This window comes from Clostridium sp. CM041 (genome assembly GCF_055081035.1).
Genome location: NZ_CM143648.1, coordinates 2,465,315 through 2,491,539, shown reverse-complemented (window position 1 = coordinate 2,491,539; position 26,225 = coordinate 2,465,315). Strand labels below are relative to the sequence as shown.

Annotated in this window: 26 protein-coding genes and 1 pseudogene; 4 read left to right on the top strand and 23 right to left on the bottom strand. The window is 33.3% G+C overall.

Annotated elements, in window-relative coordinates; all coding sequences use genetic code 11:
- Nucleotides 1-29: 29 nt before the first annotated feature.
- The 7 genes from ACWJJT_RS11660 to proC form a co-directional block, all read right to left on the bottom strand.
- Nucleotides 30-1,259, bottom strand: a complete 1,230-nt coding sequence (locus ACWJJT_RS11660; protein ID WP_462954825.1) for a competence/damage-inducible protein A — start codon at nt 1,257-1,259, stop codon at nt 30-32.
- Between the two features lie 73 nt (nt 1,260-1,332).
- A complete protein-coding gene (locus ACWJJT_RS11655; protein WP_220319888.1) occupies nt 1,333-3,075 on the bottom strand; it encodes a MutS-related protein in 1,743 nt (580 codons plus the stop codon).
- Between the two features lie 46 nt (nt 3,076-3,121).
- Entirely contained in the window at nt 3,122-4,069 is a 948-nt protein-coding gene (locus ACWJJT_RS11650) for a phosphoglycerate dehydrogenase (RefSeq protein ID WP_220286236.1), read from the bottom strand.
- Between the two features lie 38 nt (nt 4,070-4,107).
- Nucleotides 4,108-7,038 carry an insulinase family protein gene (locus ACWJJT_RS11645; protein WP_462954824.1) on the bottom strand — a complete coding sequence of 977 codons (2,931 nt, stop codon included), beginning with the start codon at nt 7,036-7,038 and terminating at the stop codon, nt 4,108-4,110.
- Nucleotides 7,039-7,435: 397 nt separating this feature from the next.
- A complete protein-coding gene (locus ACWJJT_RS11640; protein WP_462953415.1) occupies nt 7,436-8,299 on the bottom strand; it encodes a methionyl aminopeptidase in 864 nt (287 codons plus the stop codon).
- A 91-nt stretch (nt 8,300-8,390) separates the two neighbouring features.
- Nucleotides 8,391-8,636, bottom strand: coding sequence for a hypothetical protein (locus ACWJJT_RS11635; RefSeq protein WP_462954823.1), 246 nt, complete (start codon nt 8,634-8,636; stop codon nt 8,391-8,393).
- A 277-nt stretch (nt 8,637-8,913) separates the two neighbouring features.
- Complete coding sequence (gene proC / locus ACWJJT_RS11630; RefSeq protein ID WP_462953413.1) at nt 8,914-9,723, bottom strand: pyrroline-5-carboxylate reductase; 810 nt, start codon at nt 9,721-9,723, stop codon at nt 8,914-8,916.
- Between the two features lie 154 nt (nt 9,724-9,877).
- Between proC and ACWJJT_RS11625 the strand changes: the two genes are divergently transcribed.
- The gene (locus ACWJJT_RS11625; RefSeq protein WP_165411774.1) at nt 9,878-10,024 is read left to right on the top strand and encodes a small, acid-soluble spore protein, alpha/beta type; all 147 of its coding nucleotides are present in this window, start codon (nt 9,878-9,880) and stop codon (nt 10,022-10,024) included.
- 122 nt (nt 10,025-10,146) lie between these two features.
- On the opposite strand, the gene ACWJJT_RS11620 is transcribed toward ACWJJT_RS11625, so the two are convergent.
- From ACWJJT_RS11620 to ACWJJT_RS11555, 14 genes are all read right to left on the bottom strand, one after another.
- Nucleotides 10,147-11,028, bottom strand: a complete 882-nt coding sequence (locus ACWJJT_RS11620) for a DegV family protein (RefSeq protein WP_220286232.1) — start codon at nt 11,026-11,028, stop codon at nt 10,147-10,149.
- Nucleotides 11,029-11,157: 129 nt separating this feature from the next.
- Entirely contained in the window at nt 11,158-12,108 is a 951-nt protein-coding gene (locus ACWJJT_RS11615; protein WP_216302122.1) for an acetyl-CoA carboxylase carboxyltransferase subunit alpha, read from the bottom strand.
- A 42-nt stretch (nt 12,109-12,150) separates the two neighbouring features.
- Nucleotides 12,151-13,011, bottom strand: coding sequence for an acetyl-CoA carboxylase, carboxyltransferase subunit beta (accD, locus tag ACWJJT_RS11610; RefSeq protein ID WP_165411777.1), 861 nt, complete (start codon nt 13,009-13,011; stop codon nt 12,151-12,153).
- 110 nt (nt 13,012-13,121) lie between these two features.
- Nucleotides 13,122-14,465 (bottom strand): acetyl-CoA carboxylase biotin carboxylase subunit, encoded by a 1,344-nt coding sequence (locus tag ACWJJT_RS11605; protein WP_216302123.1) that lies wholly within the window; start codon nt 14,463-14,465, stop codon nt 13,122-13,124.
- Nucleotides 14,466-14,515: 50 nt separating this feature from the next.
- Nucleotides 14,516-14,962 carry a 3-hydroxyacyl-ACP dehydratase FabZ gene (gene fabZ, locus ACWJJT_RS11600; RefSeq protein WP_165411779.1) on the bottom strand — a complete coding sequence of 149 codons (447 nt, stop codon included), beginning with the start codon at nt 14,960-14,962 and terminating at the stop codon, nt 14,516-14,518.
- A 69-nt stretch (nt 14,963-15,031) separates the two neighbouring features.
- Nucleotides 15,032-15,550, bottom strand: coding sequence for an acetyl-CoA carboxylase biotin carboxyl carrier protein (gene accB, locus ACWJJT_RS11595; protein ID WP_462954822.1), 519 nt, complete (start codon nt 15,548-15,550; stop codon nt 15,032-15,034).
- 2 nt (nt 15,551-15,552) lie between these two features.
- Complete coding sequence (gene fabF / locus ACWJJT_RS11590; RefSeq protein WP_462954821.1) at nt 15,553-16,794, bottom strand: beta-ketoacyl-ACP synthase II; 1,242 nt, start codon at nt 16,792-16,794, stop codon at nt 15,553-15,555.
- A 31-nt stretch (nt 16,795-16,825) separates the two neighbouring features.
- Entirely contained in the window at nt 16,826-17,566 is a 741-nt protein-coding gene (gene fabG, locus ACWJJT_RS11585) for a 3-oxoacyl-[acyl-carrier-protein] reductase (RefSeq protein ID WP_165411858.1), read from the bottom strand.
- Nucleotides 17,567-17,616: 50 nt separating this feature from the next.
- Nucleotides 17,617-18,555, bottom strand: coding sequence for an ACP S-malonyltransferase (gene fabD / locus ACWJJT_RS11580; RefSeq protein WP_462954820.1), 939 nt, complete (start codon nt 18,553-18,555; stop codon nt 17,617-17,619).
- Between the two features lie 30 nt (nt 18,556-18,585).
- Nucleotides 18,586-19,518, bottom strand: coding sequence for an enoyl-[acyl-carrier-protein] reductase FabK (gene fabK / locus ACWJJT_RS11575; protein ID WP_216302127.1), 933 nt, complete (start codon nt 19,516-19,518; stop codon nt 18,586-18,588).
- Nucleotides 19,519-19,827: 309 nt separating this feature from the next.
- On the bottom strand, nt 19,828-20,058 hold the full coding sequence (gene acpP / locus ACWJJT_RS11570) for an acyl carrier protein (RefSeq protein ID WP_165411784.1): 231 nt from the start codon (nt 20,056-20,058) through the stop codon (nt 19,828-19,830).
- Nucleotides 20,059-20,078: 20 nt separating this feature from the next.
- Nucleotides 20,079-21,062 carry a beta-ketoacyl-ACP synthase III gene (locus tag ACWJJT_RS11565; protein WP_462954819.1) on the bottom strand — a complete coding sequence of 328 codons (984 nt, stop codon included), beginning with the start codon at nt 21,060-21,062 and terminating at the stop codon, nt 20,079-20,081.
- Nucleotides 21,063-21,081: 19 nt separating this feature from the next.
- Nucleotides 21,082-21,534 carry a MarR family winged helix-turn-helix transcriptional regulator gene (locus tag ACWJJT_RS11560; RefSeq protein ID WP_462956769.1) on the bottom strand — a complete coding sequence of 151 codons (453 nt, stop codon included), beginning with the start codon at nt 21,532-21,534 and terminating at the stop codon, nt 21,082-21,084.
- A gap of 147 nt (nt 21,535-21,681) precedes the next feature.
- A complete protein-coding gene (locus ACWJJT_RS11555; protein WP_462954818.1) occupies nt 21,682-22,755 on the bottom strand; it encodes an NAD(P)H-dependent flavin oxidoreductase in 1,074 nt (357 codons plus the stop codon).
- A 253-nt stretch (nt 22,756-23,008) separates the two neighbouring features.
- Here ACWJJT_RS11555 and ACWJJT_RS11550 point away from each other — a divergent pair, with 253 nt between their 5' ends.
- Nucleotides 23,009-23,146, top strand: coding sequence for a hypothetical protein (locus tag ACWJJT_RS11550; protein WP_462954817.1), 138 nt, complete (start codon nt 23,009-23,011; stop codon nt 23,144-23,146).
- Nucleotides 23,147-23,173: 27 nt separating this feature from the next.
- Nucleotides 23,174-23,821, top strand: a complete 648-nt coding sequence (locus ACWJJT_RS11545) for a tRNA-uridine aminocarboxypropyltransferase (protein ID WP_462954816.1) — start codon at nt 23,174-23,176, stop codon at nt 23,819-23,821.
- Between the two features lie 28 nt (nt 23,822-23,849).
- On the opposite strand, the gene ACWJJT_RS11540 is transcribed toward ACWJJT_RS11545, so the two are convergent.
- Nucleotides 23,850-24,161 carry a demethoxyubiquinone hydroxylase family protein gene (locus tag ACWJJT_RS11540; RefSeq protein WP_462954815.1) on the bottom strand — a complete coding sequence of 104 codons (312 nt, stop codon included), beginning with the start codon at nt 24,159-24,161 and terminating at the stop codon, nt 23,850-23,852.
- A 276-nt stretch (nt 24,162-24,437) separates the two neighbouring features.
- Between ACWJJT_RS11540 and ACWJJT_RS11535 the strand changes: the two are divergent.
- Nucleotides 24,438-24,559, top strand: a pseudogene (locus tag ACWJJT_RS11535) (radical SAM protein); the annotation flags it as partial.
- Between the two features lie 110 nt (nt 24,560-24,669).
- Here ACWJJT_RS11535 and hutH read toward each other — a convergent pair.
- Nucleotides 24,670-26,199, bottom strand: a complete 1,530-nt coding sequence (gene hutH, locus ACWJJT_RS11530; protein WP_462954814.1) for a histidine ammonia-lyase — start codon at nt 26,197-26,199, stop codon at nt 24,670-24,672.
- Between the last annotated feature and the right edge of the window lie 26 nt (nt 26,200-26,225).

Sequence of the window (26,225 nt, the reverse complement as noted above, 5' to 3'; positions counted from 1 at the left end):
TTTAATGACTTTTTATAAGTGCAAGTTAACTACAATAGCTCTCTCCTAACTAAATCAAGTAACTCCATAGTTGCACTCTCACGTATTTTCTGCCTGTTACCAGATAATTTAAGCATCTTAGTTTTAACTTCACCATTAATATATAACCCAACATATACAAGTCCCACTGGTTTTTCTGCACTTCCACCATCTGGGCCCGCAATTCCCGTAGTTGAAAGGCCAATACTAGTGCCTGCAGTTTTTGCTATACCTTGCGCCATTTCTGCGGCTACTTCACTACTTACTGCACCATACTTATCTAATGTTTCTCTCGCAACTCCTAATCTATTAATTTTAGCCTCATTGCTATATGTAATTGCCCCCTCTATAAACGCAGAAGATATCCCTGGGTAATTTATAAGCTTTGCAGCTACCATTCCTCCTGTGCAAGATTCTGCTGTGGATATAGTTAACTCCTTATTTATAAGCATTTCTCCAAGTACATTTTCTAAGGTTATATTCCCTTCGCCATAAATGTTATTTCCTAGTCTTCTACGTATTTCATCTTCCATAGGCGCAATCAGTCTTGTGCCTTCTTCCTGTGTATTAGCCTTTGCTGTAATTCTAAATGTCATTTCCCCTGCTTTAGCATAAGGTGCCACAGTTGGATTAGTTTGATTATTCAATATATCTTCTATCATTTCTTCCGCACTGCTCTCTCCCACTCCAATAACTCTGAGCACCTTTGAAACTAATACACCTTGCGCAAACTTTTTAAGATAAGGAATAACCGCCTCCTCAAACATAGGTTTCATTTCCCAAGGTGGACCAGGTAAAAGTGCAATTATCTTACCATTTTCTTCTATTATACATCCCGGCGCTGTGCCATTATTATTAGGAATCACTACCGCATCTACTGGAAAATACGCTTGTTTCTTATTGCTTTTCGTCATTGGTCTGTTCATATCTTTAAAATAATCCTCAATAATTTTTAAAGAAGCTTCATGAACAACGCTACGCTTGCCAAAATATTCAAAAGCTACTTCCTTGGTTAAATCATCCTTTGTAGGTCCAAGTCCCCCACTAGTTATAACTAAATCAGCTCTACTAAATGCTAATCTATATGATTCTAAAAGTCTTTCTGGATTATCTCCAACTACGCACTGATGATAAACTGATATACCTAAATCTGCAAGTCTCTTAGCAATATATTGTGCATTTGTATTAACAATATCGCCGAGTAATATTTCCGTACCTACTGATAATATTTCTGCTTTCATAATAACTTCCTCCCTTAGATGCCACTTACGTAGCAAGTGGTATTTACATATTTACATTAAAGAGTAATTTCGCTTAAATTTTACTCTTTATAATTCTTTCATTGGTTCTATGAATAATTTCTTCTGGATATCCCATAAATTCAAGTACTTTTATTGCATTTCTGGTAGAAGATACCCCTTTTCTTATTTTATAATCAAACTCTAATCCATGCTCCCCTACACTCTCAGTAAAATAATAGCATTCATATAAGTCTCCTACCATTTTAGTTATTTCAAGATCATGTGTAGCTACTGCAACCAAAGAATTGTGAATAGACAAATAAGCTAAAATTTCAGCAGAAGCATTAACCCTCTCAATAGGGTTAGTTCCCCTAAAAATTTCATCAATAAGACATAGGTTTGTTACTTCCTCATTGCAAACATTAATTATTCTAAATATTGCCTCTGCCTCACTTAAATAATAACTTTTCCCACCAGTTATATTATCACTTACAGTCATCGAAGATACTATATTGAAATATCCACCTTCATAGCTTGTAGCAAGGCAGGTAAAAATAGTTTGTGCAAATAGTGCATTTAAGCCCACAGCCCTTAAAAAAGTAGATTTACCTGACATGTTTGAACCCGTTATAATAACACCCTTTTCTATAGTTAAAGAATTACCTACAGCAGCTTCTATTAATGGATGTTTTATATTCTCACCTTTTATCTCTTTAAGTCCTTTTGTTAATTTAGGCTCCGTATATTCTAAAAGCCCATCCCTATAGGACGCTACAGATATTAATGCATCAATTTCTCCTAAAATTAAATAAATTTCTCTTATTTCTCCAATATGTGCTTTAACCTCATCTATTATTCTATAAAAGCCTCTAGCTTCTTTTAAAAAAAACATATTAAAGTATTCAAAAATAACATCTGCACCTTCTATTCTTCCTATTCCAATGGAGGTAGCTTTTTTCATTATCACCTTGCAACCCTTTGCTTTTTCTTTAAGCTTTAAGGTATATTCCTTTATCTCTTCATCCTCTACTCTTCCCATAACTTCAGCTAACGTAATTATCTTTCCTAAATATCCCATAGCTTCAATTTCTGCCCCAACCTGTTTTTTAATCTTAACATTAATAAACCCATTAGCTAAAAACATTATAAATAAAAAATAAAAGGCTTTAGATATTCCAATAAAAGCTATTGAAACTAAAGAACCATAAGCTAGTAATGTTAAAAGATATAGCAATGGCTTCATTGAAGTTTTATATAAGATCTCATTCCATAAAAACGATGTTACAGTATTATTACGCTGTCTTCCCAGCTTTAATAAACTAACTTGTATTTTTTCTCTTGTTTCCTTATTTTTTTGAAAAAAACTAATAGTCTTATTTCTATTAATTAGTTTTTCTTCTTTTAAAATTGGATTTCTTAAAATATGGTATAAGTACTGTTCCCCTGGAGATGACAATGTTCTGTCTACCTTTTCAAAAACCTGGTTCATATTTAAATCTAAGTAAGTTTGATCATCAACATATATTTCCTGCGGGTTTTTATACTTTAATACATCAAATAATAATTTAATATCTTCAAATTTCCTCTCTCGCTTATTTTCCACACCATAGTTTTCTCTAACCTGTTTTAATTTCTTATAAAATATTGCTTTGCTTCTTGCTACTAGACCTAGCATCACTAAGACTAAAGAGATAATAATTCCCCACAAATATATCTCTTTTGCATTTTTCCCTAAAATAATTGTTATGTAAGTTATGATTGCAGCCATAACCATGCTTGTTATAAATAAGTTGCTAAATTTTTTATCCTTGTCCACTTACCTTATCCCCCTTAAAAATCACTAACTCCTTTTTATAAATAATCTAATACCCTCTTTTTAAATCTACTACATTTACTAGTTCTTCCCCTTGTACATATTTTTTCATATTCTTATATATAAGGTTAAATCTTCGCTGGTTTCTCATCTCTGAAATCCAGGAATTATGAGAAGTTAATATAACATTATTTAGATTCCATAATGGATTATCCACTTTTAAAGGTTCTTCTTCATATACGTCTATTGCGGCTCCTGCTAGTTTACCATTTTTCAAATTTTTAATTAAAGAAGCTTCATCCACAATACTCCCTCTAGCTACATTTATGAAAAAAACTCCATTTTTCATTGCAATAAATCTATCTTCATTAATTAAATGATGGGTAGCTTTGGTATATGGCACTGTACACACAATCACATCACATAACTTAATCATTTGGTCTAATTCACTCATAGCATAGCATGTATTAAAATATTCAACATCTCTACCATCTGTATTTACACCTATTAAGTTTACGCCGAACCCTTGAAGTCGTTTAGCTGCCTCCGCAGCTATTGTGCCTGTCCCTATAAATCCTATAGTTTTACCATATATCTCCCGAATACTTGTATCCGTTTTCCATTTTTTATTAGCTTGATTTTCATATAGCCCCTTACTATTCTTAAAGAGCTCTAGAATTTTTAATACAATCCATTCCCCCATTGGTATACTATAGCCACCTTTATTATTCGTAATTATAATAGAAGTGTTTTTAACATACTCTGTTGGCAATTGGTCAATACCTATGCTAGATAATTGAATCCATTTTAGCTTTTTCATTTTCTCTATGGCGAGTGTTTTAAATGGATCATAACAAATTAAAACCTCTATGTCCTCAAGCTTTTCACTATAAATTAAATCTTGCTCTTTAGCTACCTTTATATCATACCCAAAATCTTCTATACCTTTCATTTTTTCTTCGCCATAATTATATGTAAAGAGTGCTTTAATAGCCATGCAAATCCTCCTTCGAAAAAAAGGTGCCATAAGGCACCTTATTTAAATACATTTACCAAATTAGTAAATATTTCTTTATTATCTTTAAGTTTAGTTTCATTTCCCAGTACACAAAAGTAGTTTTCCTTTATAACATCATTTAATAGTGCTTTAAAAGACTTAATGTCCGCAGGATTTGTACTTAATACTTCTTCTCTCTCCTTTTGTCTTTGCTCCTCAGTAATACCTCTTATATAATATGCTGTCGCCCGCTCACCTTTCATAGAAGGTGTTAATGGTGAGTCAAGCTCACTGATTGTTCCAATAATGTATTTTGTCATTTCTCTTTCTGAGGCTTCAAAGCTTCCTATATAATCGCATATTCCATCGTAAGCTTTTAAAGTCTCTTGGACATTAGGATCACGATAAGATACAAAGACTATATTCCCACTTCTAGCTATATTTGCAAAACCACCATAGGCGCCACCTTGCACACGCACTCTATTCCATAGGTAATCGAGACTTGCTATAGTTTTAAGTACTAGCATTTTACCTGAATATGAATATCCCTTCTTAATGAAGTTATATCCTTTAGCTACATACTGAACATCTGATGAGGTTAATAATCCTTCATTATTTTTATTTAGATCAAAATTATACAATGCATCTGGCAATTTTTCTTCTCCTAAGACGCTTATAATCTTAGGTAGCTCTGTAGTAAATGCAGTATATATGTCTTCTTCTCCTGTAACACTTATTATAAGATTATTTTTGTTAAATATAAGCTTTGATACCTTGTTTAAGTTTTCAATGATCTCTTCTGCTTTGTTATCAAAATCTCTTTCAATCTCATCAATAAATTTATAAAAAGCTATTCCTGTAGTTTTTTCTATATAAGCTGAAGCTGGCGAGAAGTAAGATGTAAGTCTTCCAGCTGATACCATATGTCCTCTATCAAGAATCTTCATTTCATGCCTTGATTTTAATTGTTGAATTAGCTCCTTCAAACGTTTCTTTTCATCAAATTTAGTATTGCTAATTATATCTGCCATAATATCAAATAATTTAGGAAGCTTTTCAGTTAAAGCTTTAGTCTTTACTACTAACTTGGGGCTATATTTTTCAAAATTTCCACTTTCGCCAAATACCTCTGTGGTAAAATGAATTCCGCCTGTATGAATATTAACCTCATTAGATAAATCAGAATAACTAGTATTCTGCGTACTTACCCTTCCTAAAATAGTTGATAATAATGTTACATAAGGCAGTAACTTTATATCTACTTTTTTAGAATCAAATAATACATTTATATAGGCAATTTTATTAGTGAATATATTATGAGATAATACTTTTACTCCTTGCTCATCCTTTTCCTTTAAAGGTAAATGTTCTACTTGTTTCTCAATATCCGTTAGTTCAAGTAAAGGAATAGTTTCTAGCACTTCCACAGCATCTGGCGTCATTTGTCTTTCTTTAAGAGCTTTCCCCTGCTTAACTATTTCCTCTATTTGTTTTTCTGAAAGACTTTCCTTATACTTAGCTAGTTTTTCTTCTACTGCCTTGGACTTTTGTTCTGCTAGGCCCTTTTTACCATTCAATATAACCATAGAACTATGGGTATTATTTATTAGGTACTTTTCTATAAGTTTTTCAAAATAATTAGTAGTTAATGCAGCTTTTATTTTGATCAAATAACTTTCATACTCTAAATGCATAGTTGGATCTTTATCATAAAGCCAGCTGTCCATACTAGTTATATAGTAATATAATCCCTTTGGAAAACCACCTAAGTCAGCTTCCCTTAATTTAAATTCAGTACTATTTATACAAGCTTCTATTAATTTTTTATCTATTCCTTCTTTAACTAAATCCTTTAAAGTTGTAAATACAACTTCCTTAAATCTTTCTTTTTCACTTTCATTAGAGTTTTTTACTACTATACTAAACACCGGTTGTAATATGCTATTATCAAAACCTCCAAATACATCTTTACCTATCTCGGCGTCTATAAGTGCTTTCTTCAAAGGTGCTGCAGCGCTTTCTAGTAATAAATACTCTAAAATTTCAAAGGCTAAATGCATTTCTGGATGGCTAATATTATCACCTGATACAAAGTTCATACTTAAGAATGTTTTGCCATTCTCATCGTCATCACATGAAATAGGATAATCCATCTTAACTTCTTCCATTTTGCTAAATGGTTTCTGTAAGCTAATAGATGACTCTACTGTAATTTTATCAAAATTATTTAAATACTCTTCACTAATAAATTGTAACTGTTTATCAATATCTCCATCTCCATATAGGAATATATAACTATTTGATGGATGATAATATTTTTTATGAAACTCTATGAATTCTTTCTGCGATAATTCTGGTATACATTCTGGATCTCCACCAGATTCTACGCCATATGATGTGTCCGGAAATAAGGACTCTTGAACCTTGCGCATGAGGCACCCTTCTGGAGATGAAAATGCACCTTTCATTTCATTATAAACTACACCTTTATAAGTTAGTTTATCTTCCTTGTTTTCTAATTCATAATGCCAGCCCTCTTGCATTAATATTTCAGCTTGTGAGTATATATTCGGATAGAAAACTGCATCTAAATACACATCCATAAGATTAAAAAAATCTTTATCATTTTTACTAGCTAGAGGATATATCGTTTTGTCAGAAAAAGTCATAGCATTTAAAAATGTATTTAAAGATCCCTTTATTAATTCAACAAAAGGCTCCTTTGTTGGAAATTTTCTAGAGCCACAAAGCACTGAATGTTCCAGTATATGTGGAAGCCCATTACTACTTTTCGGTGGTGTTCTAAATCCTATAGAAAACACCTTGTTATCATCATCATTTTCTAAATGCAACAGTCTAGCCCCACTTTTAATGTGTTCAAACAACCTTGTAACAGAATTTAGCTCTCCTATATTTTTCTCTTCAATTAACTTAAATCCGTGATATATACCGCCAATCGTAAACTTCATTTCTGTCCTCCTCGTACTTTTTTTAAAAGTTTAAATACTTATTAAGTGTTTCATATCCTAAAACCTTGCCCCATGTAAATTACACCTGTCAATATCAATATTTACCTATTATATTCATTATACAACATTTTATTCCGCGCTACCATCAACATAAATTATAGATTTATCTTTCCTCATTTTTATTTTGTCTATACTACACCTAAACAACAAAATCATATAATGCTATTTTATCTTCCCTTTCTCCATTTATGTTCATAAGCTTAATTAATCCTATTTATAAAATTTAACGACATTTACAATACCATTGGTACATAAATAAAAATAGAATAGTGACTTATAAAACATTATATATAAAAATACCTCCATTTCTGGGGGTATTTTTACATATAATGTAGTCTTATGTTAGTATCTCATATCCTGTTTTAGTAACAAGTATTGTATGTTCCCACTGAGATGACAATGAACCATCTACTGTAACCGCTGTCCAATCATCTTCAAGTACATCTGTTTCAGGACTACCGATATTAATCATAGGCTCAATAGTAAAAATCATATTAGGTAGTAATATTGACCCCTCTCCTTTTTTGCCTATATGAGGTACAAATGGTTCTTCATGAAACTCCAATCCAACGCCATGACCACCATAATCGTATACTACTGAATATCCAAAACCTTCTGCATGCTCTTGAATAGCACACCCTATATCTCCAAGGGTATTGAAGGGTTTTACCTGCTCTATACCCCTTTCTAAACACTCTTTCGATACACGCACCAAATCTAACGCTTCCTTAGACATTTCTCCAATTGTATACATTCTACTAGCATCACCATAATATCCATCTAATATGCAAGACACATCTACATTAATTATATCACCATCTTTTAGAACTGTATCATCGGGTATACCATGACATATTACATCATTTATAGATGTACATACACTCTTAGGAAAGTCCCCATAGCCGAGTGGTGCTGGATATGCATTATGCTGCACAGTATATTCATGTACCCAAGTATTAATTTCATTTGTGGTTACTCCAACTTTTATTCTCTCCCCAACAATATCGAGTATATCATGAGTTAACTTGCAACTTTTCCTTATACCCTCTATTTGTTCCTCTGTTTTCATTATATCTCTAGGTATTTTATAACCTACTTTTTCCTCTATATTCCCTATAAATATATCCTGATCCATGTGACATTTTTTATATTTCTTACCACTGCCACACCAACAAATATCATTTCGCGATAGTTTATTCATTATATTTCCTCCCAATTGAAATTATTCAAACCGTCAATTACAACCACAGTTTAGTTGTAAGTATATTCTATATTGATGATTTCATCTTTAATTATAGTTCATAATCCCAAGTATTCAACCGTTTCGCAAAAACTTTATTATTAGCTATTTCTGAAGCTTCTTCTATATTTTTGGCCTTAAACATTATAGTTCCACCATTTCTATTATACCTTCCTCCACAAATTAAATACTTAGAAGAATGATTATCCTTATTTATATTAGTAGTATAAGATATTGCTAAACTGTCATTACCCTCTTGCGAATAATTAATCTTAACCAATAAACCCTTTGTTTCCATTTGCTTTCCCTCCAGTTAAATCATCTCCTGCCGAGCTGAAATGTCGTTAAATTATCTGCTATAGTGGTGCTTTAGGGATGCAAATTGCTCAAACCCTTAATAAATGTATATGTTTTTCATGTAGTTTTATTACAAATATTTTCAGGGGTAATTCTTTGTTGCACAATAAAAAAGGTACAGGATTAGAGCATATTTTATACCCTAATCCTGTACCTAGTCACCAAACAGTTTCATTCTATTGAGATTCATATGTAACTGCCTCTATTTTTTGAAAATCTTATTTTTCACCCATTTTAATTGCCTTTTCTGTACAACTCTCCATAGCTGAAATTACTGTTCCTCTAAAATTATTCTTTTCTAAGGTGTATACGGCCGCTATAGTAGTTCCACCTGGTGAGCATACATCGTCTTTAAGTTTTCCTGGGTGTTCTCCTGTTTCAAGTACCATTTTAGCTGCCCCTAGCACTGCTTGCGCTGCCATTTTATAAGCCTTTTCTCTTGGCATTCCTTGAAGCACCGCCCCATCACCTAAAGCTTCAATAAACATATAAACATAAGCAGGAGATGAGCCACTTACCGCCGGAACTACATCAATAAGCTTTTCCTCTAATATCTCTATCTTACCAAAACTTTCAAAAATATTTACTACGTCTTGCAATTCTTCTTTAGTTATATTTTTATTAGCACAAAGTGCACTCATACCCGCGCCAACAAACGCTGGAGTATTTGGCATAGTTCTTATAACCTTTGCAGCGCCTCCGAGTGCATTGCTCATATATTCTAAAGTTACCCCTGCAGCTATAGTTACTATAACTACCGTCGTCTTTAAATATGGTTTTATTTCATCGATAACCTCAGAGTATTTATAGGGTTTTACAGCTAAAATTAATATATCAGAAAATTCAGCAACTTCCTTGTTGTCATTAGTTACTAGAATATTATATTGTTCTTTTACCTTATTTAAACTCTTATCTGATGGATTACTTGCTATTACTTGTTGGCTAGAAACTAAATTTGATTTTACTATTCCACTTATCATAGCCTTTGCCATATTACCACAGCCTATAAATCCTATCTTTTTATTCATATAATTATTTCCTCCTATATAATTTTTTTAATAATACTAATTATATCACATACATTTCATGAACTTGGTTATACTAATATTGAAATATTTATTATAAAGGAGCAAATCAATTAATAGTTATTTGTGCTCTAAGTAATATAAGGAGGATCTTGCAATGTCACATAAAAACAACAAAAATAGTAAAGATAATAAAAAGGCTAATCCAAAAACGAAAAAAGAATTAGATAAAATGAGAATGGAAACTGCCAACGAAATAGGTGTTTCTAAAGAATCTAAGAAATTAGGAAATGAAACAGAATAGATCTTCTCTATATTAGTAAAAGAAAGATATCTTCCCCTGTCTTTCTTTTACTTCATAAAATAATTTTTAATTTATGATATTGTATAAATTGCAATTCCATTTATCATAATACGCCTTAACCATTATCTTTCATCACCCATAAAATATAATCCTAATATTTCTGGTCCTGTATGGGACCCTATTGCTGTACCCACATAATTTAAAATAACATCTTTAACATTTCCATTTTCTCTAACCAAAGCCTCTAAAGCTAATGCATCTTCAATACAATCTCCATGACTTATAGCAATAACTTGCTCTTTATTTGGGTCTGTTCTTTCCTTAAATTTTTCAACTAAGGTATTTATTGCCTTTTTTCTACCTCTACACTTAGAAAAAGGAGTAAGTCTTCCTTCATTATCCACAAACAAAACTGGTTTTATATTTAACAAGGTGCCAACAGCTGCAGCGGAACTTGAAATTCTTCCACCTCTTTTTAAATGGTTTAAATCATTAACTGTAAACCAGTGGTTAATCTTAAGTTTATTTTCCTCAAGCCAGGTAACTATCTCTCCTTTTGAATTTCCTTTCTTTAACATTTCATAAGCATAATGCACTAACAGCCCTTGTCCAAGGCTTGCGCATTTACTATCAACTATACTTATATCCGCCTCAGGGAACTCTTCAAGTATAGTCTCTATTGCTATATTTGCACTGTTTATAGTTCCTGTTAATGCAGAAGACAAAGCAATATATATTATAGATTTTTCTTCCTTCACATACTTTCTAAAAACCTCTACATATCTTTGACTATTTATTTGTGATGTAGTAGGCATCTCTCCCTGCCTTAAAGCATCATAAAAGTCCTTACGAATAATATTTTTCCCAAAATCATCCTCTATTGCTTGACCTTTAAAATTACATATTATTCCTATCGGTACTATGTTTTCTTGTTTAATATAATCTAAAGATAGATCGCATCCTGAATCTATCACTAAAATCGTCCCACTGTGTGTTCTACTCATAACTTAATTCCCCTTTGCCATTATCTTAAATATTATTCTCACCTTCTATTATGTATGATTTATATAAACACTTCAATACAAAAAAAAAGAAAAGTATATATACTTTTCTTAACATCACTAAAATTAAAATTATTCCACTACCTTACCAATCTTTCTAAATTTATAATATCTCTTAGTAAGTAAAGATTCTATAGGTTCCCGCATTAATCTAACAATTGACTCCTCTAAATTACGTTTAATACTTGCCGCCATCTCATCTAAATTAGTGTGCGCCCCACCTAAAGGCTCTTTTATAATTCTATCTATTATTCCAAAATCAATTAAATCCTGAGCTGTTATTTTCATTGCAGTAGCCGCTTCTTTAGCAAGACTTGCATCTTTATATAATATGCTAGCAAAACCTTCCGGTGACAAAATAGAATAAATTGCATGTTCTAGCATCCAAACCTCATCTGCTACCGCCATAGCTAAAGCTCCACCACTTCCGCCTTCTCCTATAACTATTGAAATTACTGGTGTTTTTAATGTTGCCATTTCCATAAGATTTCTAGCAATTGCCTCACCTTGACCTCTTTCTTCTGCACCTAGTCCACAATATGCTCCCGGAGTATCTACAAGACAAATAATAGGCCTTTTAAATTTTTCTGCCTGTTTCATAAGTCTTAAAACTTTTCTATACCCCTCTGGATTTGGCATACCAAAGTTTCTCTTTATGTTTTCCTTGGTGTTATTTCCCTTTTGCTGGGCTATAACAGTTATAGGAATACCATTAAACTCTGCTATTCCACCTACAATAGCAGAATCATCTCCATAATACCTATCACCATGTAGCTCCATAAAGGAATCAAAAATCAGATTTATATAATCAAGAGCAGTAGGACGTTCCACAAGCCTCGCAATACTTACTTTATCCCAGGCAGTTAAGTTTTTATAGGCTTCCTTTTTCATATTGTAGAGCTTAATTTCCATCTGTCTTATTTCTTTTTCTAAATCCATATTTTGATCTATTGCTAAATTCTTTAGTTCATCTATTTTACTTTTAAGTTCATACATGTGCTTTTCAAAAGGTAAAGTTACCATAAAATTCCACTCCCTACCGTTACTTTTGTCTTTCTCTTAATGCTATGAATGAATTTTCAATATTTGCGTTAAAGTATCCTTCATAGCTTTTCTATCCACTACTTTATCTATAAAACCCTTTTGGAGCAGAAATTCAGCCCTTTGAAAACCATCAGGTAATTGTTGCTTTAATGTTTGTTCAATAACTCTTTTACCTGCAAACCCTATTAATGCATTAGGTTCAGAGATTATTATATCTCCCAGCATAGCAAAACTTGCTGTAACTCCACCTGTAGTTGGGTCTGTAAGAACAGTTATATAAAGACAACCTTTTTCATTATGCCTTGCAATAGCAGCACTAGTTTTGGCCATTTGCATTAGCGAAAATATGCCTTCCTGCATCCTAGCTCCCCCTGAGGCAGTGAATATAATAATTGGTTTTTTAGCTTCTGTTGCTCTTTCAATGACCCTTGTAATTTTCTCTCCGACAACGCAGCCCATGCTTCCCATCATAAAATTGCTATCCATTACTGCAATTAACGTATCCTGTCCATTTATCTTTCCTTCTCCAGTTATTACAGCTTCTTTTAATAAGGTTTTATCATGCAAACTTTGGAGTTTATCTTTATATCCCTCAAAATCTATAGGGTCATCTGAGATCATATCTTTATCGTATTCTATAAAAGTCCCTTCATCTATAGTATAATTTATTCTTTCTCTAGACCCAATTCTGAAATGGGTTCTACAATTATCACATGTCATTATGCTACTCTCTAAATCCTTATTATAAAGGATTTTGCCACATGTTTCGCATTTAACCCACATTCCTGTAGGGATATTAGGTTTTTTCTCACCATATTCATCTTCTAAACTTTTAACCTCAATATATTTACTTTTTTTAAATATACGTTTAAACTCAAACATATAGCTACCCCTTTCTAAAAACATACCTACACTATAATTTATAGCATACCAAATAGATACCACTCTCATAGTATAAAACTTTTATGCAATAAATTCCAGTATGTGTTTAGCTACTTGTTAAATTCTTTACTAATAAAACTAGTATCAAATTTTCCTTTTATAAAATTACTATTATTTATTATTTTAAATTGAAAATCTATATTAGTATCCACACCCTCTATTATAAACTCCCCTAATACTCTTCTCATTTTACGTATTGCTTCATCTCTATCTTTTCCGTGGACAATGAGTTTTCCTATCATGGAGTCATATGTGGGTGGAATCTTGTATCCTTGATATGCCGCACTATCAATCCTTACTCCATATCCTCCTGGAATATGTAGTGATTTTATAACGCCAGGACAAGGCATAAAATTTTTAGAAGGATTTTCTGCATTTATTCTACATTCAATAGCATGGCCCTCAATTTTTATATCCTCCTGTTTATAAGGAAGTATTTGGCCTGCAGCAATTCTTATCTGCGCTTTAACTAAATCTACTCTAGTGATCATTTCTGTTATTGGATGCTCTACCTGTATACGTGTATTCATCTCCATAAAGTAATATTTTTCATGTTTATCTAATAAAAACTCTATAGTTCCAGCATTTTTATAATTAATAGACTTAGCCGCTTTAACTGCAACCTCACCCATCTGTTTTCTAAGTTCTCCTGTCATTCGGACTCCTGGTGCCTCTTCTATTACCTTCTGATTACGCCTTTGAATAGAACAGTCTCTCTCACCAAGATGAACAACATTTCCATGCTCATCTGCAAGTATTTGAAACTCTATATGTCTTGGCTCTTCTATGAATTTTTCCATATACATTGTATCATCACCGAAAGCAGTTTTCGCCTCAGCTTTTGCAGTGTTGTACGCAGGTATAAGATCTTCTATTTTACTAACGACTCTAATTCCTCGTCCCCCGCCTCCTGCTGAGGCCTTTATCATTACAGGATATCCTATTTTTTCAGCTTCCGTTAAAGCATCTGCTTCAGAGTCAATCGCTCCGCCCGAACCAGGGACTACTGGTATCCCAGCATTTATCATAATTTCTCTTGCCTTTAATTTATTTCCCATATTATCAATGTTTTGTGAATTTGGGCCTATATATTTTATATTACACTCCTCACACATCTGTGCAAACTTACTATTTTCTGATAAGAACCCATACCCCGGATGAATTGCCTCTGCGCCCGTAAGCACCGTGGCACTCAAAATATTTTGCATATTTAAATAACTATCCTTAGATTTACTAGGTCCAATACATACAGCCTCATCTGCCATTTGAGTATGAAGAGCATCTTTATCTACCTCAGAATATACTGCAACAGTTTGAATACCCATTTCATTACACGCCCTGATTATTCTTACCGCAATCTCGCCTCTATTTGCAATCAATATCTTCTTAAACATATTATTACCTTCCCCACACTAAAAATTATTAACAAAAGTGTTTTTAATGTTTATTTCCCTACCGCAAATGTAATTTCAGCTTGTGCCACTTTAACTCCATTTACTGTAGCTATGCCTAGACCTATCCCAACAGGTCCCTTCATTTTGATTATTTCTACCTCTAGCTTTAACACATCTCCCGGAACAACTTTCTTTCTAAATTTAGCTTTATTAATACCACCAAAGTAAGCTATTTTACCTTTATAGCTCTCCATACTTAAAAGTGCCACTGCCCCAACCTGCGCTAAAGCCTCAATAATTATTACTCCCGGAAGTATAGGTTCTTCTGGAAAATGCCCCTGAAAGAAATACTCATTCATAGTAACATTCTTATACCCAACAGCTCTTTTGCCTGGTTCTAGTTCCTCCACTTTATCCACAAATAAAAATGGATATCTATGAGGAATAATTTCTTGTATTTGTTTTATATCTAAAGTAGTACCTTTTATATCTTCCATATTAATGATTCCACCTTTCATTCAATTACACCGGTCACCATATGACAGTTTAAAGCTGTCTTTTCGCCACTAGTTTTCAATTATTTTGAACAATGGCTGTCCGTACTCTACCATATCTTCATTTGAAACCAATACTTCTACAACTTCTCCATCTACTTCGCTTTCAATTTCATTCATAAGCTTCATAGCTTCTAAAATACAAAGTGTGTCTCCAACTTTAACCTTAGTCCCAACCTTTACAAAATTCTTTGATTCAGCACTTGGAGAAGAATACATAGTTCCAACAATAGGTGATTTAACTACAAATAGGTTTTCCTTGGGTATTGCCCTTTCTGCATTTTCTGTAGTTATAGCTATATCCTTTTCTAGTTTTTCTAAATACACTTCTTTAGAAGCTACATCTTCCCTAGTAAGGGTTTCCTTAGCAACTCGCTCTAAAGGTGCAGCATTTAAAGGTGTTTTTTCTATTACCACCTGTTGTTCTTTTTTCTCCATCATTATTCTGATACCTTCTGTCTCAATTTCAAAAGAAGTAAGAATCGATTCACTAACGGTTTTTATTAACTCTTGAATGTTTTTATAATCCATAATTATCTACCGTCCCATTTTTTTAATATAATAGTAGCATTATGACCACCAAAGCCTAATGAATTTGACAATGCATATTTAAGTTGCTGTTTTCTTCCTACGTTTGGAACGTAATCTAAATCACAATCTTCATCTGGCACCTTATATCCTATAGTTGCTGGCACAAAACCTTCTTCTAATGCTTTTGCACATACTATAGCTTCTATAGCCCCTGATGCTCCTAAGAGATGACCTGTCATGGACTTTGTTGAACTTACAGGTATTTTATATGCACATTCCCCAAAAGCAGATTTTATAGCTATAGTTTCAAACTTATCATTATATGGAGTACTTGTTCCATGTGCATTAATGTAAGATATTTCTTCTGCCTTAACATCTGCGTCTTTAAGCGCTATTATCATTGATCTTGCTGCTCCTTCTCCATCTGGAGATGGTGAAGTTATATGATAGGCATCACAAGTTGATCCATAACCCTTAACCTCTGAATATATTTTTGCATTTCTTTTTTCTGCATGCTCTAAAGATTCAAGTATAACTATACCTGCACCATCTCCCATAATAAAACCATCCCTCTCTTTATCAAAAGGAATTGATGCTCTTAAAGGATCTTCACTTTTGCTTAAAGCTGTTAGTTGTGCAAACCCTGCTAAAGCTAGCGGGCTTATTGAAGCCTCTGCACCTCCAGCTATTATTATGTCCGCTCTTCCATCTTGAATCATGTGAAAAGCATCTCCTATTGCATTAGTTCCTGTAGCACAAGCCGTAACAACGCTCGAGCACATACCTTTAGCACCATATTTTATTGCAATATTCCCGGCCGCCATATTACCTATTATCATAGGTATTAAGTAAGGGGTAATTCTGCTTGCTCCCTTTTCCATAAGCTTTGCATGCTCGTTCTCAATAGTACCAATTCCGCCTATTCCTGAACCAACTATTACTGCTAATCTTTCACTATCTATAGTTTTTAAATCTAATCCTGAAATTTTAATTGCTTCATCTGCTGCAACCATTGCATACTGACAATATTTATCCATTTTTCTAGCTTCTCTTTTGTCGAGTGCAACCGTTACGTCAAAATCCTTAACCTCTGCAGCAAGCTTACATTTAAATTTAGAAATATCGAAAGCCTTAATTACATCTATGCCACAAGTACCTTTTTTTATATTATCCCAAAAACTATTTACATCATTTCCTATAGGAGTAACTGCTCCCATGCCTGTTATAACAACTCTATTTTTCATAAAGTAAACCCTCCTTTAATCATCAACTAAGTTACATTACCATTCCACCATCTACATTTATAACTTGACCTGTTATGTATGAAGCTTCCTCTGAGGCTAGAAATGCTACTACATTTGCCACATCTTCTGGCGTTCCAAGTCTCCTTAGCGGAATAGTGCTCATTATAGTATCCTTTACCTTCTCGGTCAAACCACGTGTCATATCTGTTTGAACATATCCTGGGGCTACTGCATTACAAGTAACTCCGCGGCCCCCAAATTCTCTAGCCACAGCCTTAGTCATACCTATTATACCTGCCTTTGCGGAGGAATAATTCACTTGGCCTGCATTTCCTGTAAGCCCAGACACTGAAGATATATTTATTACTCTTCCACTTCTCTGTTTAAGCATTATGGCTGATACATGTTTTGTGCAATTAAAAGCACCCTTCAGGTTAATATCTATAACACTGTCAAAATCAGCTTCCTTCATTCTCATTAAAAGACCATCTTTTGTTATGCCAGCATTATTAACTAGAATATCTAAGCTTCCGAACTCTTCAACACTTTTTTTCATCATATTTTCCACATCACTATAACTGCTAATATCACATTGAATTGCTAACACCTTAACTCCTAAATCTTCTATTTCTTTAACTACTTCGCGCACTGCGTCTTCACTATTTCTATAGTTAACAACTACATTTGCTCCAAGCTTTGCTAGCTTTACGGCTATTGCTCTTCCAATACCCCGACTAGCTCCTGTAACTACTGCTGTTTTCCCTTTTAACATAAATTCATGCTCCTTTACATCTTTCATAGGATTCCACTTTTTAATCAATTCTATTGCTTACTTAAAGATGCAACAGCTTTGTCCAAAGATGCCATATCTTCTACATTAACTACTGTAAGTTTTCTATCTATTTTCTTGATAAATCCACACAGGACCTTACCTGGACCTATTTCTACGAAAGTATCGACACCGTCTTTTATCATATTTCTTATAATTGTTTCCCATAAAACGGAACTCATAACTTGAAGTTTTAAATTACCTTTAATATCCTCCTTGCCTTTTACATAATCACCGTTTACATTTGTCATTACTGGAATAGTAATGTCTTTAAGGTTTATATTTTCAAGTTCAATTTCTAACTTCTCCGCTGCTGGTTTTAACATAGAAGTATGAAATGGTGCGCTTACAGGTAAATTAATAGCCCGTTTTGCGCCTTTTTTCACAGCTCTTTCGCAGGCAAGTTCTACCGCCGCTATTTCCCCGGCAATTACTATTTGTCCTGGGCAGTTTAAATTAGCGATTTCTACTATCCCAGAGGTTCTAGCCTCACTACAAGCTTCTTCAACTAAGTTAACTGCAAGGCCTAAAATAGCTGCCATAGTTCCTATCCCTACAGGCACTGCTTCCTGCATAAATCGTCCACGCTTTTTAACAATCTTTACCGCATCTTTGAAATCCATAGCTCCACTACAAACCAGTGCTGAGTACTCTCCAAGACTAAGTCCTGCAGTTACATCACATTTTATGCCATGTTCTTTTAATGCCATAAGGGCTGCTATACTAGTAGTTAAAATAGCTGGTTGAGTATTCTCTGTGATATCTAGCTCATCTTCTATGCCCTCAAAACAAAGTTTGCTTAGCTCAAATTTAAGCTCCTTATCTGCTATATTAAATATATTTTTGCAAACCTCTATATTTTCAAATAATTCCTTACCCATACCAATATATTGGGCTCCCTGTCCAGGAAAAATAAAAGCAATTTTACTCATATTTCCCTCCTTAAATAATAATATTCTTTTTTATCTAAATTTTATAATACCTTCTTCTGCCTCTGCAAACATTTCTTCTATAATTTCTCTGCAGCTTTGTTCTTTCTTTACAAGACCTGCGATTTGACCTGCCACAACAGATCCCATCTCAATATCGCCTTCTTTTACTGCCCTTTGTAGACATCCTCGTCCGAGGGCCTCTAGCTCCTCTACTGGAGCATTTTCCTTTTCAAGCTTTTGAAATTGTCTTGATAACCTATTTTTTAAAGCCCTAACAGGGTGCCCTGTAGGTCTTCCTGTAACTACAGAGTCTATATCCTTTGCAGCCAATACCTTCTTTTTGTACTTTTCATGTATTGTGCATTCATCCGCCACTAAAAATCTTGTTCCTACTTGAACTCCCTGGGCTCCAAGCATAAATGCTGCCGCAATACCACGCCCATCACCTACACCCCCTGCTGCAATCACCGGAATACTAACTCCATCGACAACTTGTGGAACCAGAGCCATAGTTGTAAGTTCACCGATATGTCCTCCAGATTCACAACCTTCTGCGATAACTGCATCTGCGCCTGCCCTCTCCATGCGTTTAGCCAGTGCCACTGATGGTACCACTGGTATCACCTTAATTCCATGTGACTTCCAAAGTTCCATATACTTACCTGGATTGCCTGCACCCGTAGTAACAACTTTAATACCTTCTTCACATACAAGCTGTGCAATTTCTTCTGCATTATCACTTAAAAGCATTATATTAACGCCAAATGGTTTATCTGTTAACTTCTTTGCTTTTCTAATTTCATTTCTTATATAATCAACTGGCGCATTAGCCGCTGCTATAATGCCTAATCCCCCTGCATTAGATACTGCAGATGCTAAGCTACTGTCTGCAACCCAAGCCATACCACCTTGTATTATCGGATATTTCACACCTAAATCTTCAAAAAATACGGAATTAAACATTTTATCCCTCCTTTGTTCCTTAAAAGTATATAATTAAATCATCTCCTGTGGAGTTGCAATATAACAACCCTAAGAAGGAGATTTATACTCCCACTGAAGTTTCTTTTTCGTTATAGTATGGAACTCCCACTTATAAAAGTGGGAGATTTCCCTTTTGAAATGTCGTTAAAGTCAGATAATTATAGAAAAAAAGCATATATTACGTGGACTACATTTCATGTAATATATACTCTTTTATCATACGAAATAAACTAAATTTTAATATGATTAGTAGCCCAGTTCCCTAATCACCTAACTCATTAATTCCTATTATTTTAACTTTTCTTCTATATAGTTAACAATTCCCTTTACGTCTTTAATGTTTTCTATATCCTCATTCGGTATTTCAATTTCAAAGGCCTCTTCGAGTGACATTACAATTTCAAATATTTCAAGAGAATCTATTCCTAAATCATCTGTGAAATTTGACTCCATTTTAACCTCTGCTTCGTCTATCCCTAATTGTTCAACTATTACATTTTTAACTTTTTCAAATACCATTACTAATTCCTCCTAATATTTTATTTATTTATTGTCCATTCTATTAATGAAGCTCCGTAGGTTAATCCACCGCCAAAGCCTACAAGTATAATCTTATCTCCAGCTTTTAATAAATTCTCCTTATTCATTTCATCTATTGCTATAGCTATGCTTGCTGCTGAAGTGTTTCCATAACGATCTAAGTTCACAAAGAATTTATCTTTATCAGCCTTCAATTTTCTAACTACAAAATCTATTATTCTGTAGTTTGCTTGATGGCAAACTACATATTTAACATCCTCTAAGGTGTAATTATTTTCATTTAAGATTTCATTTATACTGCTTGCAATAGTTTTTACTGCAAATTTAAAAATCTCTTTGCCATCCATACTTATTTTCGAATTAAAATTTTCATTTCCTTCTATAAAAGTGTTTTTTACATCTACAGTAGGACAAGTTAAAACTCCACCCTTTTCACCTTGTGAAGCTGAATTTATAGAAATAATTCCTTTTTTGCTGCCTGCTTCAAGAACTGCTGCTCCTGCTCCATCACCAAAGAGTATACAAGTTTTTCTATCTGTCCAATCAACTATCTTTGATAGGACCTCTGCACCTATTATTAAGGCTCGTTTACGCTCTCCTGTTTTAAGAAATTGCGTTGCTATATCAAGGGCAAATATAAACCCCGTACATGCTGCTGATATGTCAAAGGCCATAGCATTAACTGCTCCAATATTTCCTTGAACTATGCATGCAGTGGCCGGTACAAATTGATCAGGCGATGTACTTGCAAGGATTATCAAATCTATATCTTCCGCTTTGACTTGTGCATCTTTCAATGCCTCGAAGGCCGCTTTTGTTGCTAAGTCTGAAGTGTTTTCACCTTGTGATATATGCCTCTCTTTGATACCCGTCATAGAAACTATCCATTCATCAGAAGTGTCTACAATCTCTGCCAGTTGATGATTAGTCATTATGTTTAGAGGAGCATAACTTCCTGTACCAATTATTTGTACCTCATTCATTCCTTAATCGATCCTTTCATTAACTTTCTAATCTATATTTTTTTTTGAAGAAATCATTTAATTTTTCAAGAGATTTTATTAGCACATCTTCTTCTTCTGAATTTAGGCCATCTATAGTTGCGTGCACCATATCAGAATGAAATTTTTCATGTATTCTATAGGCGAGTTTCCCTTTTCTAGTAAGCGCAATCATTACTGATCTTCTATCTTCTTCTCCTCTTTTCCTATTTACATATCCTTTTTTGAGAAGTTTATCGATAGCCGTTGTAAGCGTACCTACAGTAATTTTAATATCTTGAGCTGCTTCTGACATAGTTCTGTACTCATACATCCCTATTGCATCAATAGTATGTATTTCCGTTATAGATAGGTCTTTAAGTATCCCCTCTTTAAGCGCCCTCTGTTCTATCTGTAATATATCGTTAAAGGTCTCTACTAAAAGTTCATTTATAACACCAACAGATTTGCTCATATTTATCACCATTTCCCATACTTTAATTTTCATGTAGTTTATTTTCATATACTTTGACAATCAAAGTATATCGATGTAATGATTATTTGTCAATATACTTACCATAAATATGCAAATCTTCTTTTTTAATTTATATTTGTAATAAAATTAAAAATCGTGTTCTGCCTCTACTACTAGTTCACTCATAAGTTCTTTAACCGATATAATTTTATCTACTTTGTAAGCATTACTTCCAACGAAAATAAGTCCCTTATCTAAATTACCTTTTACTGATTGTATTAACGCTTCCGTAATACAATAAGGAGTTTTTTGAGGATTACAGTCCTTAATGCATAAATAACATTTATCCACTTTGCAACCACTTTCCTGAGTGAGCTTCATAAACTTATTGTTAATAGCCCTCCCTGGCATACCTACAGGACTTTTTACTATTTTTATATCTTCTTCTTTTAAATTAACATAAGCCATTTTAAAAGCTAAACTAGCATCACACTCCTGCGTAGCCACAAATCTAGTAGCCATTTGTACCCCTGCTGCTCCAAGTTTCATGATTTCTGCAATGTCTGTGCCAGTATAAATACCACCAGCAGCTACTACAGGAATTTTTTTATTGTACTTTTCTTCAAAAGGCTTGATTGCCTCAATAACTTCTTTAACTATATCCTTTAAGTCTTGGGTTTTCTTTTCTAGTAATGATTCCATAGAGAAACCAAGATGTCCACCGGCTTCAGAACCTTCAACAATAATTAAATCTGCAGCACAATTATTTTTTTTATCCCACATTTTTGATATGACTGTAGCTGCCTTTGCTGATGATACTATTGGTGCAAGTTTTGTATTGAACCCCTTAGCCATTTTAGGTAAATTAAGTGCAAGTCCCGCACCAGATATTATTAAATCTATTCCTTCTTCTAAAGCAGTTGCTGTAAGCTCTTCATAATTATTCATAGCTACCATAATATTTATCCCAATAATACCCTTAGGACTTAATTCTCTAGCTCTTCTGATTTCACTTCTTAATGCTCTTATGTTTGCTTCCTTTGCATTGGTTCCAAAGTCTTTTTCATTATATCCAATTTGAGCAGTAGATATTATCCCAATCCCGCCTTCATTTGCAACCGCTGATGCTAGACTCGAAAGAGACACTCCCACTCCCATACCGCCTTGGATTATAGGAATACTTGCTATTAATTCTCCAATTTTTAAAGGAGGTAACTTCATAATTATCCGCTCCCTTTACTTTGATTTTCAATTAGTTTGATAGTCAAAGTATATATATTTTTATATTCTATGTCAAGATAAAAGTATCTTATAACTTTTTTGAGTATTTTTTTGATAATACAGTTTTGCATTACATACTTCTTAGTATTTACTATGTTTTGAAAATTATTTATTAATTTAATATTTTAATTACCTTTAGCATAGATTGTATTATAATTAATTAACACTATGCGTAATTATGATGGTGAAAAATATGAAAAAGGTTATTAGGCAAAATAAAAAAAATAGTGGTAATTGCAATCATTTTGAATATATTGTCATCGTTGTTATTGGTATTAACAGTTTAGAAATGTTCCCACCTTTTTCTAACTCCATTGAACGTAATAAATGAACTATTAAAAGAATTTTAGGAGGCATTATGAATTCAATTTATAAAGTAAAACAAATAACAAGTCTATATAATAGTTGTAATACATGCGGGTTGCCAATTATAAATTGCCTTTGTGATAAGGCACCAAAAATAAAAACTGATGCGAATATTTGGATTTTATCTACAGAAAAAGAATTTTACAGACCCTCAAATACTGCAAGAATATTAAAAATGGTTAATCCACATTCAACAGAAATTTTTCTTTGGGAAAGAACGAAGATACCTGAAAAATTAGTAGCAAACATAAATAATGAAATATATGAGCCATTCTTACTTTTTCCTATAGAAAATTGTGAGGCTGAGACCCGAAAAGTTGAATATAAAAACACTGGTAAAATCCCTGTATTTATTATCATAGACGGTACATGGAAGGAAGCACGAAAAATAGTCAGGAGAAGTGCCTATCTAGAGAAACTTCCAATTATTTCATTGAAGCCAAGTTTTAAGTCTAAATATGATTTAAGACGAGGTGCGGTCGATGGTAATTTATGCACAATAGAAGCTGCGATCGAAGTATTAAAACTAAATAGAGAGATCGAAAGTGCACAAGTAGTAAATACATTTTACAATCTATTTTTAAAAAGCTATAAGGCAGGTTCAAGTGGACATGAACTTTCACCTTCTAATAAAAATTGAAAATGCCACCCAAAAGGCGGCAAAAATTCTACATTGGTTGCTGGAAATTTTGAGACTGCTGATCTTTAATTTTCTGTTTACCATCCTCCATAAATTGAGAATCCTTTGGTGATAACATATACAAAACCTCTTGAAGTTCCCCAACGTGCCTTCTTTCTTCATCTGCAATGTGATTTAAAACCTTTTTAACTATTTCATGAGATGTTGACATTACATGAGCTTCATAAGCTATGATAGCCTCAAGTTCACCAGCAATGTCCACACGAATTGCTTGCGCCAGCTCTTCATTTGACATTTGTCTTGGTACATTTGCAACGAATGGATTTCCTAATAACGCCATAGTTTCTTCCTCCCTTTCAATCTTAAATTTATTTTTAGCATCATACTGAATTATTATTCATTTATAAATGCTACTTCTGAAGTTTTCTCTTTGTTATAGTGTATACCCCCTCTTATAGAATAGAGAACTTTTCTATGCTGTAATATGTATATATATATCTATAAATATATCTATAGATATATTTATAGATATATTTATAGATATTTATATATATTTATATATTGTTGCTATTTCCATTTAAATCACTCAAGTCTGGCTATAATTTAAGTATATCAAATGCATAAGTTTAAAAAATTTTATATAGAAACTACAAATATATGTAATCTTTTCTGCAGTTTTTGCCCACAGACATTAAGGCCTGCTGAATTTATGAGCAGACCTTTAGCAAAATATTAGACTAAATAAAACCTCATACAGATTATATATATAAAAAAATAAAAAGAGAGGGAGAAACAAAATAGAAATTAATTTCTATTTTGTTTCTCCCCCTTTTCTAATCCAGGCTATATTAATATTCTATTTCAACTACTTTTTCTACTGCTGCTAATAATTTTCCGCTCTTAACAAGTTCAGTAACTTTATCTAGATCTTTATACATAACTATATCATATTCAATAAAGTCTACAGACTCTCTAACTAAATTGTAAGCTTCTTGAGTTGCTTTCCCAAGTTTGAATCCAGATTCTTTTCTGAAGTCTATAGCTTGACATGCAGCTAATATTTCTGTTGAAACTACTCTAGATGCATTATCAACTATATCCCTAGCCTTTCTTGCTGCTATTGTTCCCATACTAACTAAGTCTTCTTGATTAGCTGACGAAGGTATTGAGTCTACTGATGCAGGATGAGCTAATATCTTATTCTCAGATACTAAGGCTGCTGCTGCATATTGCGTAATCATAAATCCTGAGTTTAATCCACCATGTTTAGCTAAGAACGCTGGTAAATCATTTAATTGAGGGTTAATCAATCTTTCTAATCTTCTCTCAGATACACTAGCAATTTCAGCTGATCCAATTCCCAAGAAGTCAAAGCTTAATGCCATAGGTTCTCCGTGGAAATTACCCCCTGAAATTACGTCTCCCTCTTCAGTTACTATAGGGTTATCTGTAACTGAATTTATTTCTCTTTCAACTTGAGCTTTTACATAGTTTATAGCGTCTTTACTTGCACCATGAATTTGAGGTACGCATCTTAATGAGTAAGCATCTTGTACTCTTACTTCACCTTGTCTTGTTACATAAGTACTACCTTCAACTAGTTTTAATATGTTTCTTGCTGTTGCTAATTGTCCTGGCTGTGGTCTTAGCGCATGAATTCTTGGATCAAAAGCATCTGTAATTCCTCTTAAAGCCTCCATTGTCAAAGCTACTGCTATATCACTAGTTTTTAATAACTTTATAGCATCATAAGTAGCTAAAGCTCCTGTTGCAGTTAAAACTTGGGTACCATTTATAAGCGCTAAACCTTCTTTAGCATCAAGTTCTATTATAGGGATTCCTGCTTTTTCCATAGCCACTCTACCTGGTAATATTTCTCCTTTATACTCTGCTTCACCTTCACCAATCATAGGTAAAACCATATGTGCAAGTGGAGCTAAATCTCCTGATGCTCCTAAAGATCCTTTTTCAGGAATTATTGGGTAAACACCTTTATTAATCATTTCAATCAATGTTTGCAAAGTTCCAGGTCTTATACCTGAAAATCCTTTTGATAGTGCATTAGCTCTTAAAAGCATTATAGCTCGTACGACATCAGTTGGAAATTTAGGACCATATCCACAAGCATGTGAACAAATCAAATTTCTCTGAAGTGTTTTACAATCTTCTTTAGAAATACTCACATTACAAAATTCACCAAATCCTGTAGTTACACCATAAACCGCCCTTTCATTTTCAACTATATCATCAATTATTGCTCTTGATTTTATAACTCTTGCTATAGCACTTTCTTTTATCGAAACCCTGCAACCTTCTCTAGCTATAGATACCATTTCCTCTAAAGTTAAATCATTTCCTGTCAAAAGTATTTCTTTCATTTTTACTCCTCCTAAAAATTTATTAG